Origin of the sequence: Sphingomonas radicis (assembly GCF_051400635.1) — a bacterium.
In the GTDB taxonomy this organism is placed as follows: Bacteria; Pseudomonadota; Alphaproteobacteria; order Sphingomonadales; family Sphingomonadaceae; genus Sphingomonas.
In genome coordinates this window covers 824,703-840,111 of record NZ_JBLFFG010000001.1, presented here as the reverse complement: position 1 = coordinate 840,111, position 15,409 = coordinate 824,703, and the positions used below count along the sequence as shown (strand labels likewise).

At 67.2% G+C, this 15,409-nt stretch carries 10 protein-coding genes; 3 read left to right on the top strand and 7 right to left on the bottom strand.

Translation table 11 applies throughout. The features are described from left to right. The first annotated feature begins 70 nt into the window (after window positions 1-70). Entirely contained in the window at window positions 71-2,254 is a 2,184-nt protein-coding gene (locus ACMGDH_RS03850; protein ID WP_436826589.1) for a CHASE2 domain-containing protein, read from the top strand. Window positions 2,255-3,629: 1,375 nt separating this feature from the next. On the opposite strand, the gene ACMGDH_RS03840 is transcribed toward ACMGDH_RS03850, so the two are convergent. From ACMGDH_RS03840 to ACMGDH_RS03825, 4 genes are read right to left on the bottom strand one after another with little or no spacing between them, the layout of a single operon-like run. Next, window positions 3,630-5,069, bottom strand: coding sequence for an amino acid permease (locus ACMGDH_RS03840; RefSeq protein ID WP_436826588.1), 1,440 nt, complete (start codon window positions 5,067-5,069; stop codon window positions 3,630-3,632). Between the two features lie 45 nt (window positions 5,070-5,114). Beyond that, window positions 5,115-5,768, bottom strand: coding sequence for a GntR family transcriptional regulator (locus ACMGDH_RS03835; RefSeq protein WP_436826587.1), 654 nt, complete (start codon window positions 5,766-5,768; stop codon window positions 5,115-5,117). Window positions 5,769-5,812: 44 nt separating this feature from the next. Then, on the bottom strand, window positions 5,813-6,811 hold the full coding sequence (locus tag ACMGDH_RS03830) for a 4-hydroxyproline epimerase (RefSeq protein WP_436826586.1): 999 nt from the start codon (window positions 6,809-6,811) through the stop codon (window positions 5,813-5,815). Between the two features lie 13 nt (window positions 6,812-6,824). Further along, a complete protein-coding gene (locus tag ACMGDH_RS03825; RefSeq protein ID WP_436826585.1) occupies window positions 6,825-7,739 on the bottom strand; it encodes a dihydrodipicolinate synthase family protein in 915 nt (304 codons plus the stop codon). A 73-nt stretch (window positions 7,740-7,812) separates the two neighbouring features. Here ACMGDH_RS03825 and ACMGDH_RS03820 point away from each other — a divergent pair, with 73 nt between their 5' ends. Then, window positions 7,813-9,027 (top strand): NAD(P)/FAD-dependent oxidoreductase, encoded by a 1,215-nt coding sequence (locus tag ACMGDH_RS03820; protein WP_436826584.1) that lies wholly within the window; start codon window positions 7,813-7,815, stop codon window positions 9,025-9,027. A gap of 10 nt (window positions 9,028-9,037) precedes the next feature. Beyond that, on the top strand, window positions 9,038-10,219 hold the full coding sequence (locus ACMGDH_RS03815; protein ID WP_436826583.1) for a M24 family metallopeptidase: 1,182 nt from the start codon (window positions 9,038-9,040) through the stop codon (window positions 10,217-10,219). Window positions 10,220-10,225: 6 nt separating this feature from the next. On the opposite strand, the gene ACMGDH_RS03810 is transcribed toward ACMGDH_RS03815, so the two are convergent. Genes ACMGDH_RS03810 through ACMGDH_RS03800 form a run of 3 tightly spaced genes read right to left on the bottom strand, consistent with a single transcriptional unit; the run spans window position 10,226 to window position 15,392 of the window. Next, window positions 10,226-12,004 carry a DUF885 domain-containing protein gene (locus ACMGDH_RS03810; protein WP_436826582.1) on the bottom strand — a complete coding sequence of 593 codons (1,779 nt, stop codon included), beginning with the start codon at window positions 12,002-12,004 and terminating at the stop codon, window positions 10,226-10,228. Further along, window positions 12,001-13,029: an Ldh family oxidoreductase gene (locus ACMGDH_RS03805; protein WP_436826581.1), complete on the bottom strand. Its 1,029-nt coding sequence runs from the start codon at window positions 13,027-13,029 to the stop codon at window positions 12,001-12,003. The genes ACMGDH_RS03810 and ACMGDH_RS03805 overlap by 4 nt, the downstream gene beginning before the upstream one ends. Then, window positions 13,026-15,392, bottom strand: a complete 2,367-nt coding sequence (locus ACMGDH_RS03800) for a beta-L-arabinofuranosidase domain-containing protein (protein WP_436826580.1) — start codon at window positions 15,390-15,392, stop codon at window positions 13,026-13,028. Before ACMGDH_RS03800 ends, ACMGDH_RS03805 begins: the two co-directional genes overlap by 4 nt. Window positions 15,393-15,409: the final 17 nt, after the last annotated feature.

The window sequence follows — 15,409 nt, the reverse complement described above, 5'->3', positions numbered from 1 at the left end:
GCGGGCCTGGCGCTCGCTCCGCCTGGTCGCGGAATGGTGGATTCTCGCCGTCGTCTCGACTCTGCTAGGCTTGGCCATCGTCTACGACGGAACCACTGCACGTCTCGACCGGCTCACCTATGATCTGATGCTGCGTGCGGATGAAAGCTCTCCCGACCCACGCATCCTTCTGGTGACGATCGACGACGCCAGTCTCGAGCAGTTCGGCCCTTGGCCGTGGCCCCGCGACCTTCAGGCGCGGCTTGTCGCTGCCCTTGCCGATGCGGAACCTGCTGGCGCAGCCTATGACGTCCTCCTGCTCGAGCCGACGACGCCTGCGGCCGATGCAGCACTCGCAAAAGCCGTATCGAGCACTCGGATATTCCTGCCGCTTCTGATCAGTGCTCCCGGCCGCAATGGCGCGCTCTTCGAAACGATTGTACCCATGGAGCCGGTGAGGCGGGCGGCCACCGGCATCGGGCACGTCAGTTTGATCGCCGATGTCGACGGCATGTTCCGGCGGATCAGGCTGGTGGAGGGCAGCGTGCAAGCCCCGATCCCGCATCTCATGCTTGCGCTGGCGGGAACCGCGCCGGCGCGGGCGCCAAGCGACAGCGCGACGCCGAAGCTCCTTCCATTTGCCGGCGGCTCCGGCACCTTTCCCTCGATCTCGGCCTCCGCCGTACTGCGCGGCGAGATCCCGCGGGAACTGCTCGCGGGGCGGCTACTGGTTGTCGGAGCGACCGCAGCCGGGCTGGGCGACCGCCACCCCACTGCTCGGGGCGACGGCGAAGGCGTGATGACGGGGCTGGAGATTCAGGCCAATATCCTGGACGCTGTGCTGAGAGGGCGACTGATCTCCAATGGCTCGCTTGCAGAGGCCGGGCTGCTGACAATCGTCCCGCTATGGATGCTGCTTATCGGATTGCGCGTGGCGCCCGCTCGCCAAGTGCCCTGGGTGGTGGCGGGTGCCGGGGTGCTGGTGGCCGGCACGTCCGCTCTCCTGCTGCTGCAGTTGCGCGTCTGGATTTCCCCTGTGCCGGCCCTTGTCCTGCTCATCCTGGTATACCCGCTGTGGGCCTGGCGCCGCCTGGCAGCGGTAAGCGGCCATATGCTTCGCCGGCTCGAGGATTTGCGGCAAGAGCCGGACCTGCTCGGGCGGGCCCGCCCAGCGCCTGGAGGCGCCGACCCGATCACGCGCCAACTCCTCCTGCTCGACGACGCGATCACCGGACTGCGTGACATGCGCAAGTTCGTGGGCGAGAGCCTGCACCAGATCCCCGACGCCATTTTGATCCTTTCGCGCGAGGGGCAGCTTCTCCTCGCCAACGGGGCGGGCGCTGCACTGCTCGAGAGTTTCGGATTGTCCAAGACAGCGTCTGACCTGATGGAGTTGCTCGGTGCGCTCGATCCGATCGAGGAGGAAACCGGCGCGCCGCTGGACCGGGGAGGCCTCCCTCGCCCGCCAGACATTCAACCCTGGCAAGGCTGGCTCCTGAGCCGCGATCAGCGGGTGTTCGAGGGGCGCCTGACGGAGCGCCAGGGCGATCAGGATACCCCACTCGGGTGGATTCTGCGGCTAAGCGAAGTCACCGAGCTATGGCAGGGCCGGCAACAGCGCGAAGAGCTGATGCAGTTTCTCTCCCACGACATGCGCACGCCCCAGGCGTCGATCCTTGCGGCGATCGACGGGGCGGGACCCGGTCAGGTCGCAGCGTCGGTCGCCGATCGGGTGCGTACTTACGCCCGCCGGACGCTCAAGCTCGCCGACGACTTCGTCCAGCTCGCGCGCGCCGAGCGGATGACCTATCGCCTGGAACCCCTCGATCTCAGTGACATCTTGGCCGTAGCCGCCGACGAGATCTGGCCGCGGCTTGCGGAAAAGCGCGTGGAACTGGTCCTGGAGGGGCATGATCGGGAGTGGCTCGTCGAGGGAGAACGCTCGCTCCTGACCCGTGCCCTGCTCAATCTGTTCGACAACGCGGCCAAGTTCAGCCCGCATGACAGCGTAGTTAGGTGCCGCCTATCGGCAGAAGGGGATCGCGAAGTCCACGTCGAGATCAGCGACAGCGGGCCGGGAATGGCCGCGGATCAGATCTGCGCGCTCTTCGAGCGCTACCGTATCGGCGATCGCAGCGACGGGTCGGGGAAAGGTACTGGCCTGGGCCTCACGTTCGTGAACGTAGTCGTTCGCCGGCACGCGGGTTCGATCAGCTGCAAGAGCTCGCTTGGCCGTGGCACGATATTCCGGGTAAGCCTGCCGCTCGTCGCCTGATCGGCTCAAGAGCTCAAGGGACGGGCTGCGTCTGGCCGCCAAGCAACGCTTCCACGAGCTTCGCGTCCCGGCTCTCAGTCTTGCGGATACCGCGAACTGAGGCTGTGCCACGATAGACTTCTCGTCCGCTGCCCTTCTCGCTGAGCGTCACGACCAGCACCGGGGCAACACCCTTCCCTCCCCTGCGGCGAGGCGGGCGCGCCCAGGCGTCGGAGTTTGCATCCGGCACGAACAACCCCGATGCAACGGGCCGCTGCGCATAGGCAGCCTGGAGAACGTAATGGGCGTCGTCTCGCTCCTGCATCCCTGCGCGCGCTACACGATCGGCGACCAGCTTTACGAGAGCTGCGCGGGGTTCGTCCGCAGCCGATACCACCGAGAAGGTGCCGCTATCCGGAAGCTGCCCAACGGACGCAACAGCAACTTCCTCCCGGCTGCTGCAACCAGCCGCCAATGATCCTGCCATGAGGGCTAAGCAGCATAAGCGGAGAGCAGCGAGCATCCTGCAAGATTAGCAGCTCCCTTCGGCCGACAACAGGCGATGCCTCCGATCATTACGGGACACTTTCGTGCCCCGTAGCGCTTCATCCGGCCTAGCCAATCTTCCCGGACGGCGGGGCGCTGAAGAATAGGCTCTGGAGCATCGCACTCATCGCGCCCTCTCCCTTCGCGGTCAAGGTCACTACCACACGCCGGTGATCTCCTGAATCATGGGCGCGGCGGAGCAACTCGGCAGTTTCGAGACGATCGATACGTCGGAGGGCACTAGTCGACGTTTCACCGGAGATTAGGATCAACTCCTTGATGCAAACGGCTCGTTTTTCCTGACCTGCGACAAACAGTTCAAGCACCATGTCCCAGGCCGAATCCCGGAAGATATTTCTCGGGAAGAGTATCGCGATCTTTTGACGCGCCACCTGCATTCGCCGGGCAAGGTCGAGAAGTGAACGATCGTGAGTGATGCCACTCCGAACCGATGACGACCCGAGTAATCCATAGTCTACAGCAGCGCTGGACGCAGGATGATGTAATACTCCCACGTCACCAGTATAGTGCAAAAAGGCATGACGCTGTTAATGTTTATTCTAGATTTTACACTATTTTACAATTGTCCGTTTATCCCCTTTCGATTTATCGCAAGATAATCGACGATTGTAGAACGCGACGGCTGCAACCCATGTATCATGACGCCCGCTCCTTGAGGCGAGCTCCGCGCGCTCAAAAAGGAAGCGATGGATACTTGCGAACTGTCCCTCCCCGCCTTTTCGGCGGCAATCTCGGGATTTTCTTTGGCCATATATGCTCATGCACGATCCCCCTGGCGCTGGTGAGCGTCCGGGGATCTGCTGTCCGAATGCCGCGCCCGACCTACGGCCTAAGGCTGCGGCACCGTCGCGGGCACGCCGGCCTGCGCCAGCTGGCGCGCGCGGCTCGTGCGGCGGCTGAACAGCAAATAGACCAGGAGACCGATCAGGTTCCAGGCGGCGAACCGCACCAGGGTCGTGCTCGGAAGGCTGAACAGCAGGTACAGACACCCGAGGATCGCGCCGGTGCCGACCACATAAGGTGCCGGGCAGCGGAACAGGCGCACGGCGTCGGGCGCGGTTCGCCGCAGGACCATCAGGCACAGCCCGACCGAGACGAACGCGACCAGCGTGCCGGCATTGGCTAGCTCTGCGATCTCGTCGAGGCGGAAGAAGCCGGCGACGCCTGCGATCGAAAGGCCAGTGAGAATGGTGATCCGCGTCGGGGCGCCGGTGCGTGCGCTGACGGTGGCGAGCCTGCGCGGCAGCAGGCCGTCGCGTGCCATGACGAAGAAGATCCGGCTTTGGCCGTACATCATTACGAGAATCACCGACGGAAGCGCGATCACGGCCGCGAGCGCGATCAGATGCGCGGCCGTAGGCTGGCCGAGCGTGCGCAGCACGAGCGCGAGCGGTTCGGGCGAGTTGCCGAGCTGGAGATAGGGAATGGCGCCGATCGCGGCGATGGCGACGGCGATGTAGATCACCGTGCAGACCAGCATCGAGCCGATGATCCCGATGGTGAGATCGCGACCCGGATTCTTCGCTTCCTCCGCCGAGGTGGCGACCGCATCGAAGCCGTAGAAGGCAAAGAAGACGATCGCCGCGGCCGCCATCACGCCGCGCTGCACCCCGTCGATCTCGGCGCTGCCGAAGCCATAGGGCATGAACGGCTGGAGGTTGCCGGCATCGAAGGCGGGAAGCGCGAACAGCACGAACAACGACAGCGCAGCGAGCTTGATGATCACCAGGATGATGTTGAGCGTCGCGCTCTCGCGCGTGCCGGCCACGAGCATGCCCATTACGCCGAGCGCCACCAGCACCGCGGGCAAGTTGATGAGGCCCCCGTCGTGGGGGCCGACCAGCAGCGCGGGCGGAAGTGTCACACCCGCCGCCTGAATCCAGCCGACCAGATAGCCGGACCAGCCCACCGCCACGGTGGAGCAGGCGAGCGAATATTCGAGGATCAGCGACCAGCCGACCACCCAGGCGATCGTCTCACCCAAGGCGGTGTAGCTGAAAGTATAGGCGCTGCCCGCCGCCGGGATCATCGTGGCGAGCTCGGCATAGCAGAGCGCGGCGCAGGCGCAGACCAGCCCGGCGATGGCGAAGGCGAGGATGACCGCGGGGCCCGCCCGCTCGGCGCCGACCCCGGTGAGCGTGTAGATTCCGGTACCGACGATCGCACCGACGCCCAGTGCTATCAGGTGCGGCCAGCTGAGCGTCTTGGCCAGCGTCCGGCCGTCGGGCGCCTCGGCCCCAAGCATCTTGCGCGGTCCCATGATCGACATGCTTTCCCCTTCGTCATGTTCGATCGGCCGCGCGCACGTGGCCGATCAGTCCCCGCCGGCCGCGAACTGGGCCTGCAGGTCCTTGAGCGTTCCTTCGATGTGATCGTGCAGCAGCGTTTTCACGCGCGCAGCGTCGCGCGCCATCCAGGCATCGATCAGCTCGCGATGCTCGACATGCGCGCGCGCGTCGCGGCCGGCGGGCTCGAGATGCGCGATGACATAGCGTTCCGCCAGGATGGAGAGCCGCTCGACCAGCTCGGTAGTGAGCAGTCGTTTGCCGGGGCGCACCAACGCGGTGTGGAACTCGCGATTGCGCACGGCGACTTCGGGAAGGTTGGTCGAGGCTGCTTCGTCGAGCGCGTGAAACGCCGCGATCGCATCGGCACGTGCCCGCTCGTCCGCGACCATGGCCGCACGGGCGGCCGCGGCGGGCTCGATCGAGAGGCGCAGCGCGTAGATCTCCTCCGCCTGTTCCGCCGACATCGGCCGGACGGTATAGCCGCGGTTCGCCTGGCTCGACAGCAGGCCTTCCTGCTCGAGGCGCGCCAGCGCTTCGCGGAGGGGTATCTTGCTGATGCCGAGCTCGGCCGCCAGCGCATCCTGCCGGATCGGCATGTCGTGGCGCAGCGCGCCGGATACGATCCGCTCGCGGACTATTTCGAAGACGTGGTCGGAAAGGGTGCGGACGACGATGCTCACGGGTGGATCCCCCTGCCTGGACGGGCCTGACTGCAACGCGGCCATCATGTGACCTCGAAGCCTTTCCAGAAGCTGTCGGCGCGATCAATCCATATCGTGTTAAAGCCCGTGGCAATCGCCGAGCCCTCGATCGAGGGCACGATCGCAGGTGTGTCTCCGATGCGCGTCGCACGCTCGACCCGGCCGATGAAGCGGCTGCCGATGTAGCTTTCGTGGACGAACCGGTCTCCCGGAGCCAGCTCCCCGCGATCGGCGAGATGCGCTAGCCGGGCCGAAGTGCCCGTGCCGCAGGGGCTGCGATCGATCGCCCCGTCGCCATAGAAGACGGCGTTGCGCCCGTCCGCGCCCTCTGAACTGGGGGCATCCGCCCACAGGACGTGGCTCACTCCGCGGATCGTGGGATCGAGGGGGTGGACCGGCTCGACGGCCTTGCGCACCGCTGCACGCACCCGCCGCCCGTTCTCGATCAGCCAGGCCGCATCGACTGCGTCCAACCCCGGATAGCCGGCCTGGGGCTCGACGATCGCATAATAGTTGCCGCCATAGGCTACATCCAGCGTCAGCGGACCGAGCCCTTCGACGTCAATCGAGACGCCGCGTGCGGCGACATAGGCGGGCACGTTGACGATCCGCACTGCCATCACGCGATCGCCCTCGGTCTCATAGGCGATGTCGATGACGCCCGCGGGAACTTCGACGCGCAGCTGCCCGGGCCGGCGCGGCTGGATCAGGCCGTGCTCCAGCCCGAAGGTTACCATTCCGATCGTGCCGTGGCCGCACATCGGCAGGCAACCGCTGGTTTCGATGAACAGGATTCCGATGTCGGTGTCCGGAAGCGTGGGCGGGTAGAGGAACCCGCCGGACATCATCGCATGTCCGCGCGGCTCGAAGCAGAGGCCGGTCCGGATCCAGTCGAAGCGGGCGAGGAAGTCCTGCCGCCGCTCCGACATCGACGCGCCGCGCAGCAGCGGCGCGCCCCCGGCCACCAGCCGGACAGGATTGCCGGCGGTGTGACCGTCGATGCAGAAGAATGTGTGGCGCATGAACTGCTGCGTATCAGGCCGCTTGCGCGTCGCGAAGCACGGGCCGTGTGGCCGCAGCCTTCTCCACCATCGCAATCACTTCGGCGCGGCGCGCGCCTTCGAGCGGATAGCGCGGCGGCAGCACCCGCTCCGACCCGCGGCCCATCACTTGCTCGGCGAGCTTGATCGACTGGACCAGATCATGTTCGGCATCGAGATGGAGGAGCGGCATGAACCAGCGGTAGATCTCCATCGCCGTCGCATGATCGCCGCGCAGGAAAGCGCGCACCAGCTCGACCGATTCCTTGGGAAAGGCATTGGTGAGGCCGGATACCCAGCCCCGGGCGCCGAGATAGAGCCCTTCGAGGGCGACGTCGTCGAGCCCGGCGAAGAGGACGAAGCGATCGCCGAACGCATTGAGGAAATCGGTGAAGCGGCGCGTGTCGGGCGAGGATTCCTTGACCGCGACGATGTTGGGCACATCGACGAGCATCTGGAGCACTTCGACGTCGATCGTCGTCCGATAGGCCGGCGGATTATTGTAGAGCATGATCGGCAGCGCGGTGCTCGCCGCCACGCCCTTGAAGTGCGCCGCCAGCTCGTGCGGCTTGGGCACATAGACCATCGGCGGAAGGAGCATGAGCCCGTTCGCACCCGCGCGCTCCGCCGCCTGCGCATAGGCAGCCGCGCGCCGCGTGTCATATTCCGAAACGCCGGTGATCGTCGGAACGCGGCCGTCGACCACTTCGACGATCGCCGTAAGCACCTTCACCTTCTCTTCGAACGTGAGCGAGTTGTTCTCTCCCACGGTGCCCAGCGCAATCACGCCGGTGACACCATCCTTGATGAGCGCATCCACCACACGCTGGGTTTCGCCGAGATCGATCGATAAATCTTCCCGGATCTGAGTCGTCACTGCCGGGAATACGCCATGCCACTCGATCGTCATCTGTCTTCCTGCCTTGTTTGCGAATACCGTATACGATAATGCGATATAGGGCGCAACAGGCTGCGGGCGGCGAATGACGTTTTTGGTGATCGGCGGGGGGATCGTGGGGAGATCGATCGCGCTCGCCCTGGCCCGGCGAGGGCAGCGCGTGACGATCGTGGATGCCGCATCGGGCAACGAAGCTGCGTCCTGGGGAAATGCCGGGCACATCGCCACCGAACAGGTCGCGCCGCTCGCTTCGCCGGCCACGATCCGCAGCCTGCCGCGCAGGCTGTTCCGCTTCGGCGGCGCGGTGGACCTGCCCCCGGGAATGGCGCGCGACTGGCTTCCTTTTGCGGCGCGCCTGCTCGCGGCCTCGACACCGGTCAAGTTCGCGCAGGGAAGCGCGGCGCTGGGCGCCTTGCTCGCCGAGGCGATGCCGGCCTGGAGCCGGCTGGCGGAGGTGCTCGGGCGCCCCGACCTGCTCCGCGCCGACGGGCATTTCGTGACCTGGGAGAGCGCCGCCGGAGCGAAGGCGTGCCGCGCGGCGTGGCAGGCGGCCGATACCGGAACGGCCCGGATCGGCGACGTGGACGCCGCGACGCTGGCACAGTTGCGTACCCTCTCGCCCGGCATCGTCGACGCGATCCGCTTCGCCGGCAGCGGGCAGATCGCCGACCTCGACATGCTGGCCGAAGCGACGCGAGCCGCGCTCGCCGATGCCGGCGTGGCGATGCTGCTGGAATCGGTGCGCATCGAATGCGACGGCAGCCGGCTGCACGTGCCCGGCTTTCCCGCCGAGCGGATCATCGTCGCCGCGGGTGCGAGCTCGCGCGCGCTGATGGCGCCCGCAGGACACCGCGTGCCGCTGATCGCCGAGCGCGGCTATCACGTCCGCGCTTCGGCCGAGCGCTGGCCCGCGGACCTGCCGCCGGTGGTGTTCGAGGACCGTTCGATCATCGCCACCCGATTCGCGGACAGCGTCCAGATCGCGGGCTTCGTCGAGTTCGGCGCTTTGGACGCGCCGCCCGACCCGCGCAAATGGCAGCGGCTGGAGGCGCACGCCGCCGCGCTCGGCCTGCCGGTCACTGGTCCGTTCCGCCGCTGGATGGGTGCCCGCCCGACGCTGCCCGATTATCTTCCCGCGATCGGCCGCTCCACGCGCGCGGCGAACTTGTTCTACGCGTTCGGGCACCAGCACCTGGGCCTGACGCTCGCACCGGTGACCGCGGAGGCGGTTGCCGCGCTGGCGTGCGGCGATACGCCCGCGATCGACCTCGCGCCGTTCGACCTGGCGCGTTTCGGATGAGGGAGGCAGCATGACCATCGGAACTTCGGACGCGCAGACCGAGCTCGCGGGGATCCGCCCGCCCGCGAACCGGGTGCCCCCGATCGCCGCGAGCGAACATGCCGCCCGGATCGAAGCTGCGCGCGAGCTGACCGAAGCGCTCGGCGCGCAGGCGTTGCTCGTCCATGCCGGGCCGAGCCTGCGCTATTTCGCCGGAGTGCCCTGGGGACCGAGCGAGCGGATGGTGGCGCTGCTGCTGCCGGTGCGCGGTACGCCCGTCATGATCTGTCCGCGCTTCGAGCTCGGATCGCTCGAGGCCGATCTGCGCATTCCCGCGAGCATCCGGCTGTGGGAGGAGCATGAGGATCCCGTCGCGCTGGTCGCCCGCGCGCTGACCGGATCGGCGCCGCTGGCGGTGGACCCGCTGCTGCCGTTCGGCTGGGGCGAGCGACTCCGCGCCGCCGGGCTTACGCTCAGCGACGGTGCCGCGGCGATCGACCGGCTGCGGATGCGCAAGTCGCCCTCCGAGCTCGCCTGCCTTGCCGAGGCCAAGGCAATGACGCTGGAGGTGCACCGGCGCGCCGCCGCGATCCTGCGGCCGGGGATCGCCGCGAGCGAAGTCGCGCGCTTCATCGATGCGGCGCACCATGCGATCGGCGGCGGCGGCTCGTATTTCTGCGCCGTCCAGTTCGGCCGCGCGACTGCCTTTCCGCACGGCCTGCCGGGAGACCAGCAGCTGGAAGAGGACCAGCTGGTCCTGATCGACACCGGCTGCCGGGTTCACGGCTATCATTCCGACATCACCAGGACCTATGCCTTCGGGAACGTGGATGACGAGGTGCGGGAGCTCTGGGAGCTGGAGCACGAGGCGCAGGCAGCGGCGTTCGCCGCAGTGGAGCCGGGCGTTCCGTGCGAGGAGATCGACGCCGCGGCGCGCCGGGTGCTCGAGCGCGCCGGGCTGGGACCGGACTATCGGCTTCCCGGGCTTCCGCACCGCACCGGGCACGGGATCGGCCTGGCCATCCATGAGCCCGCCTATCTGGTGAAGGGCGACCGCACGCCGCTGACGCCGGGCATGTGCTTCTCCAACGAGCCGATGATCGTCGTGCCCGAACGGTTCGGCATCCGGCTGGAGGATCATTTCCACGTAACCGAGGACGGCGCGGCCTGGTTCACCGAGCCGCAGCCTTCGATCGACCGGCCCTTCGGCTGACCGCCGCTACTTCAGCGGATAGGGGCCCTTGCCGCCCTCGGCAATGAACTGGTCGACGCGCGCATCGACCAGCGGGAGCGGCACCGATCCGAGCGCGAGCATCGCGTCGTGGAAGGCGCGGATGTCGAACCTGGCGCCGAGCGCCTTCTCCGCCCTGGCGCGGCCGGCCAGGAACGCGAGCTCGCCCATGTAATAGCTCAGCGCCTGGCCCGGCCAGGCGATGTAGCGGTCGACCTCGGTAGTGACTTCGTGATTCGAGAGTGCCGTGTTGTCGCGCAGGAAGGCTTGCGCCTGCTCGCGCGTCCAGCCCTTCGCGTGGAGCCCGGTGTCGACCACCAGCCGCGCGGCGCGCCACATCTGGTAGCTCAGCATGCCGAAGCGATCATAGGGCGTCTCGTACATGCCCATGTCTTCGCCGAGCGCTTCGGAATAGAGCGCCCAGCCCTCGCCATAGGCCGAGATATAGGTCTCGCGGCGATAGGCGGGCAGGTCTTCCAGCTCGGCGGCGAGCGACATCTGGAGGGCGTGGCCGGGCGCGCTTTCGTGCAGCGTCAGCGCGGCCAGCGAATAGAGCGGGCGCGCGGGAAGATTGTAGGTATTGACCAGGTAGATGCCCGGCCCGCCGCGCCCGCTGGTGTAGAAGGGCGCCAGATCGTCCGGCACCGGCTTGATCGCGAACCGCGCCCGCGGGAGCCGGCCGAACCAGTCGTCGGCCTTGCCGTCGAAGGTCTTCGCGATCCACGCGGCGCGATCGAGCAGCTCCTGCGGAGTCTTGGCATAGAAGCGCGGATCGGTGCGCAGGAAGGCGAGGAACGCGGCGAGGTCGCCCTCATACTTCAGCTCGCGCATCACCGCATGCATCCGCGCCTTGATCTTGGCGACTTCGGACAGGCCGATGGCGTGGACCTCGTCGGCGCTCATGTCGCGCGTCACGAACTCGCGAATCTTCGAGCGGTAATAGGCGTCGCCGTCGGGGAAGGCATAGGCGGCAAGCGTGGTGCGGGCGCCGGGGACATATTCTTCGCGCAGGAAAGCGAGCAGCTTCGCATGCGCCGGCACGACCGCGGCAGCGATCACGCGCCTGGCTTCCACACGAAGCTCGGTTTGCGTGGTCGCGGGGATCGTCGCCGGCATGGTCTTGAACGACGCGTAGAAGGGAGAGGCTTCGGTGCCCCCCGCCTTGACCACCTCGGCTACACCGATGTCGCGTCCTTCGAGCGTGATCCGGGGCGGCGTGAAACCGCGCTTCAGGCCGGCGCGCATGTTGGCAATCTGCTGGTCGAAATAGCGGGGGACTTCGCCCAGGATCCGCAGATAATGGCGATAATCGTCCGCGGTGCGATAGCTTTCGCGCCCGGCCCCGGCGACGTCTCCCCAGAAGCTCGAATCGGCGTTGAGCGGCTTTTCATATTCGCGGTAGCGCTGCTCCGCGAGCAAGGCATCGATCTGCGCCTTGTAGACTAGATAATCGGTGCGAACCCGCGGCGAGAGCCCGGCGGGATCGATCGCATCCAGCGCGGCGGCGGTCTCGGTCCAGCGCGCGAGCTTGGCAGCCTGCATCTCGGGCCCCACGTCGGGAAGGCCGCGGCGCTCGTTCTTGGGCGTGTTCTCGTCCGACGGCCACAGCGTCTTGCGCCAGGCATATTCGGCTTCGGACAGTGCCTTGAAGCGCGCATCCGCCGCAGCGGTGGCGTCTTCCGACAAAGCCAGGGCGAAGGCCGATGGTGCCGTGCCCGTGATCGCCGTGGTCGCGACGATCGCCGTCACCAGCGTGCGCATGATCATGCTGCCTCCCTCACTATGTCCTGAATGTCTTCGATCAGCCGGCGGGACACCCACACCCCGTCGCGCAGGCTGGCCTCACGCGCGGCGTGGCGGCGCGCGCCCGGCAGCCGTGCGCCCTGCCCTTCGATCTCCGCGAACATCGCCTCGGCGCGCGCGAGATGCTCGGCCGCGGCGGTACCCAGGAACCCGGCGGGATCGATCGCGAGGATCAGCTCGCCACCGATCGGCGAGCCGCCCCGTCCCCCATCGAGCGCAATCGATTCGCGGCTTGTGAGATCGCCGATCAACGGCCCGGCGAGCAGCTCGACCATCGCAGCGAGCGCGGACCCCTTGTGGCCGCCGAAGGTCCGCATCGCCCCGGCGAGCACTTCTTCGGCAACCGTCGTCGGGTTGCCGGCAGCATCATAGCCCCAGTCGCCCGGAACGGCCTTGCCCGCACGCCGATGCAGCTCGATCTCGCCGCGCGCGACGACGCTGGTCGCGAAATCGAACACGAAAGGCGTGCGGTCGGGACGCGGCCAGCCGAACGCGATCGGATTGGTGCCGAACACGGGCCGGGTGCCGCCGGCGGGTGCGACCCAGGCGTGGCTCGGCGTGCAGGCGAACGCCACCAGCCCATCGGCGACCAGCGCCTCGACCTCGGGCCAGAGTGCAGCGAAATGCGCCACATGGTTGAGCGCCAGCGCGGCGATCCCGTTGGTCCGCGCCGCCTCCACCAGCGCCGGCCGGCCGGTCTCGAATGCAAGCTGCGCGAAGCCGCCGCCGCCGTCGACCCGCACCACCGCGGGCAAGGGCTGCGTAAGACGGGGAACCGCGTCACGGACAACCACGCCGCTCGCGACGCTGTGCGCCGCCACCAGTAGCCGGTAGAGCCCGTGCGCCCCGCACCCGTCGCGCTCGCCCGCGACCATCGTCTCGGCCACGGCCTCGGCATGCGCTGGCGGCAGGCCCACGGCGGCGAGCGTGGCGCGGGCGAACGCGCGCACCTCCTCCAGCGTCATATGCACCTCGTCGCCGCCGCTCATGTCGTCGGCAGTGGCTTCGCGGTGAACAGCCGCACGCCGAAGACCGGCCCCGCGGTGTTCTTGTCGTGCGGCACGAAGCGGACCCTGACGCTGTCCTTGCCCCGGGTGAGCGCTTCGGGCAGCGGATAATCGACGTCGAAGAAGCTGCCCGGCTTGTCGGCTTCGAGCGTCTGGGTCGCGGCGCGCTGGTTGTCGACGAGGATGTCGAAGCTGCGCTTGCGCTCGTCGCCCCAATAGGTCGCCTGAAGGATCAGCGGCCCCGGCTTCACTTTCATCGTGAACTCGAAGAATCCGCCGGTGCGGGCGTCGCGCCCGTTCCGGCCGCGATAGACCAGCGGATAGGATATCTCGGAGGTCAGCCCATGGTCGCGCTCGGGCTGCATCTCGCCCAGATGCATCACGTCGACCGATCGGGCGGCGATGTCCTTCTGGCGCGCCTGTTCGGCGAGGAACGCAGCTTCTTCCGCCTGCCATTGCGAGTCGGTGAAGCGGCGGAAATACACTGCGCTGCGCCGATCGTGCTGGCGATAGAAGGGAACGAAGACCAGGTCCGCGGGCCGGATCAGCCCGTCGGTCTCATATTGCGCCGCGCCTGTAGCCACTGGTCTGAAGCGCGCGAGCAGATCGTCGCCGACCATCGCGGGATCGGGCTTGTCCCATTCGCCGTCGGCGCGGCCGAGGTCGGCCGCCAGCACCAACGGTCCGCGCAGCACGGCGATCGTCTGCGGATCGCCGGGCGTCTCTTCCAGCCGCAGATCGAGCGGCAGGCGGATCGTCACTGCGTCGCCCGGCTGCCAGCGGCGTTCGACGATCGTATAGCCCCCGGCCAGCACCGGAGCGAAGGGTTTGCCGTTCACCAGCACTTCAGCGTGCTTCGCCCAGCCAGGGACGCGCAGCGCGACCGGAAAGGCGCCCGCGCGGCCCAGCTCCGCGAAGGTCAGCGTCGCTTCGCCTTCGAACGGGTAGCCGGTCTCGAGTCCGAGCCGCGCGTCGCGCCGGGCCCAGCGCGCATCGGAGGGGATGTAGAGATTGACGAAGAGCGTCTCGCCGCCCTCCCAATAAATCGATTCCCCATGCTTGGCGTGGCTCTCCATTCCGGTGCCGACGCAGCACCAGAACTCCTCGCCATCGAGCGCCGAATATTCGCGCTTCGCCCCGGTCATCAGCGGAGTCATGTAGGTGAAGCCGCCGTTGACGGGCTCCTGCTGCGCCATGACGTGGTTGAGATGCGCGCGCTCGTAAAAGTCGAACAGCGATCCGTCGGGCGCCCAGCTGAACAGGTGCCGCGTCAGCTTCAGCATGTTGTAGGTATTGCAATGCTCGCAGGTCTGCTCGGTGATGTGCCGGGCCACCGTATCGGGCTCGAAGAAATATTCGCGATCGGCATTGCCGCCGATCACATAGCTGTGGTGCTTGGTGACGCGTTCCCAGAAGAAGCGCGGGGCGGTGGCCTGCGCTTCCTTGCCCGTGATCTCGTGCAGCCGCGCGAGGCCGATCAGCTTGGGCACCTGCGTGTTGGCGTGGAAGTTGGCGAGCTGATCGCGCTTCTGCGTCAGCGGATCGAGGTTGCGCCGGTCGTAGATGCGCTCGGCAAGGCGCAGCCAGCGCGGATCGCCGGTCCGCGCGTGCAGTTCGGCAAAACTCTCGTTGAGTCCGCCATATTCGCAGGCGAGCATCGTCTCGACCTGCTCGTCGCTGAGCGCAGCGAATAGCTTGTCGATATAGCCGCCGAGCCCGGTCGCGATCGCCATGGCCTTGTCGCTGGGGCCGATGTGGTCGATCGCGTCGAACAGGCCCGTGTAGAGCTTGTGCCAATTGTAGAAGGGCACCCAGCAGCCGTTGAGATCGAAGCCCGCCGAACGGATTTCGCCGCGCATGATCTCCGGGAATATCTCCTTCCCGTCGGCGATCGTCCCGTCCTTGCGCTTGCGCGTGAACCCCGCGACATATCCATCGCCGTTCGCCGCCTGACATTCCGCGAGCTGATCGATGATATAGGCGGCGCGGCGGGCGCACTCGGTACAGCCGGTCTGCGCATGGGTGAGCGCCAGACCCGAGAGATAATGACCCAGCGTGTGGCCGGCGATGGTGTCGCTTTCCCACCCACCATAGATCTTCGCCTTCGGCGCCAGCCCCGCGAACTTGCGGAAATTATGAAGCAGCCGATCGGGCTCCAGGCGCAGCAGATAGGCGCGGTTGACCTCCACCGCATGCGCATAATCGGAAGGCCGCAGGCGCACCGCCGAGAGCGGAAAGGGAGTCGCCTTCGCCGGGAGCGCAGAGGCTGCGGCGCGCGCGGGGGGCAGAGCGAAGAGAGGGAAGATCGCGCCCGACATCAGCAATTCCCTGCGACCCATCGACATTTCCATCTCCTCGAATA

What these genes read in the sequence shown, in the direction of transcription:
- ACMGDH_RS03805 (WP_436826581.1), bottom strand. Translation starts at nt 13,029, where the DNA reads ATGAGCGGCGGCGACGAGGTGCATATGACGCTGGAGGAGGTGCGCGCG.
- ACMGDH_RS03825 (WP_436826585.1), bottom strand. Translation starts at nt 7,739, where the DNA reads ATGACGATCGAGTGGCATGGCGTATTCCCGGCAGTGACGACTCAGATC.
- ACMGDH_RS03810 (WP_436826582.1), bottom strand. Translation starts at nt 12,004, where the DNA reads ATGATCATGCGCACGCTGGTGACGGCGATCGTCGCGACCACGGCGATC.
- ACMGDH_RS03820 (WP_436826584.1), top strand. Translation starts at nt 7,813, where the DNA reads ATGACGTTTTTGGTGATCGGCGGGGGGATCGTGGGGAGATCGATCGCG.
- ACMGDH_RS03830 (WP_436826586.1), bottom strand. Translation starts at nt 6,811, where the DNA reads ATGCGCCACACATTCTTCTGCATCGACGGTCACACCGCCGGCAATCCT.
- ACMGDH_RS03840 (WP_436826588.1), bottom strand. Translation starts at nt 5,069, where the DNA reads ATGTCGATCATGGGACCGCGCAAGATGCTTGGGGCCGAGGCGCCCGAC.
- ACMGDH_RS03800 (WP_436826580.1), bottom strand. Translation starts at nt 15,392, where the DNA reads ATGTCGATGGGTCGCAGGGAATTGCTGATGTCGGGCGCGATCTTCCCT.
- ACMGDH_RS03815 (WP_436826583.1), top strand. Translation starts at nt 9,038, where the DNA reads ATGACCATCGGAACTTCGGACGCGCAGACCGAGCTCGCGGGGATCCGC.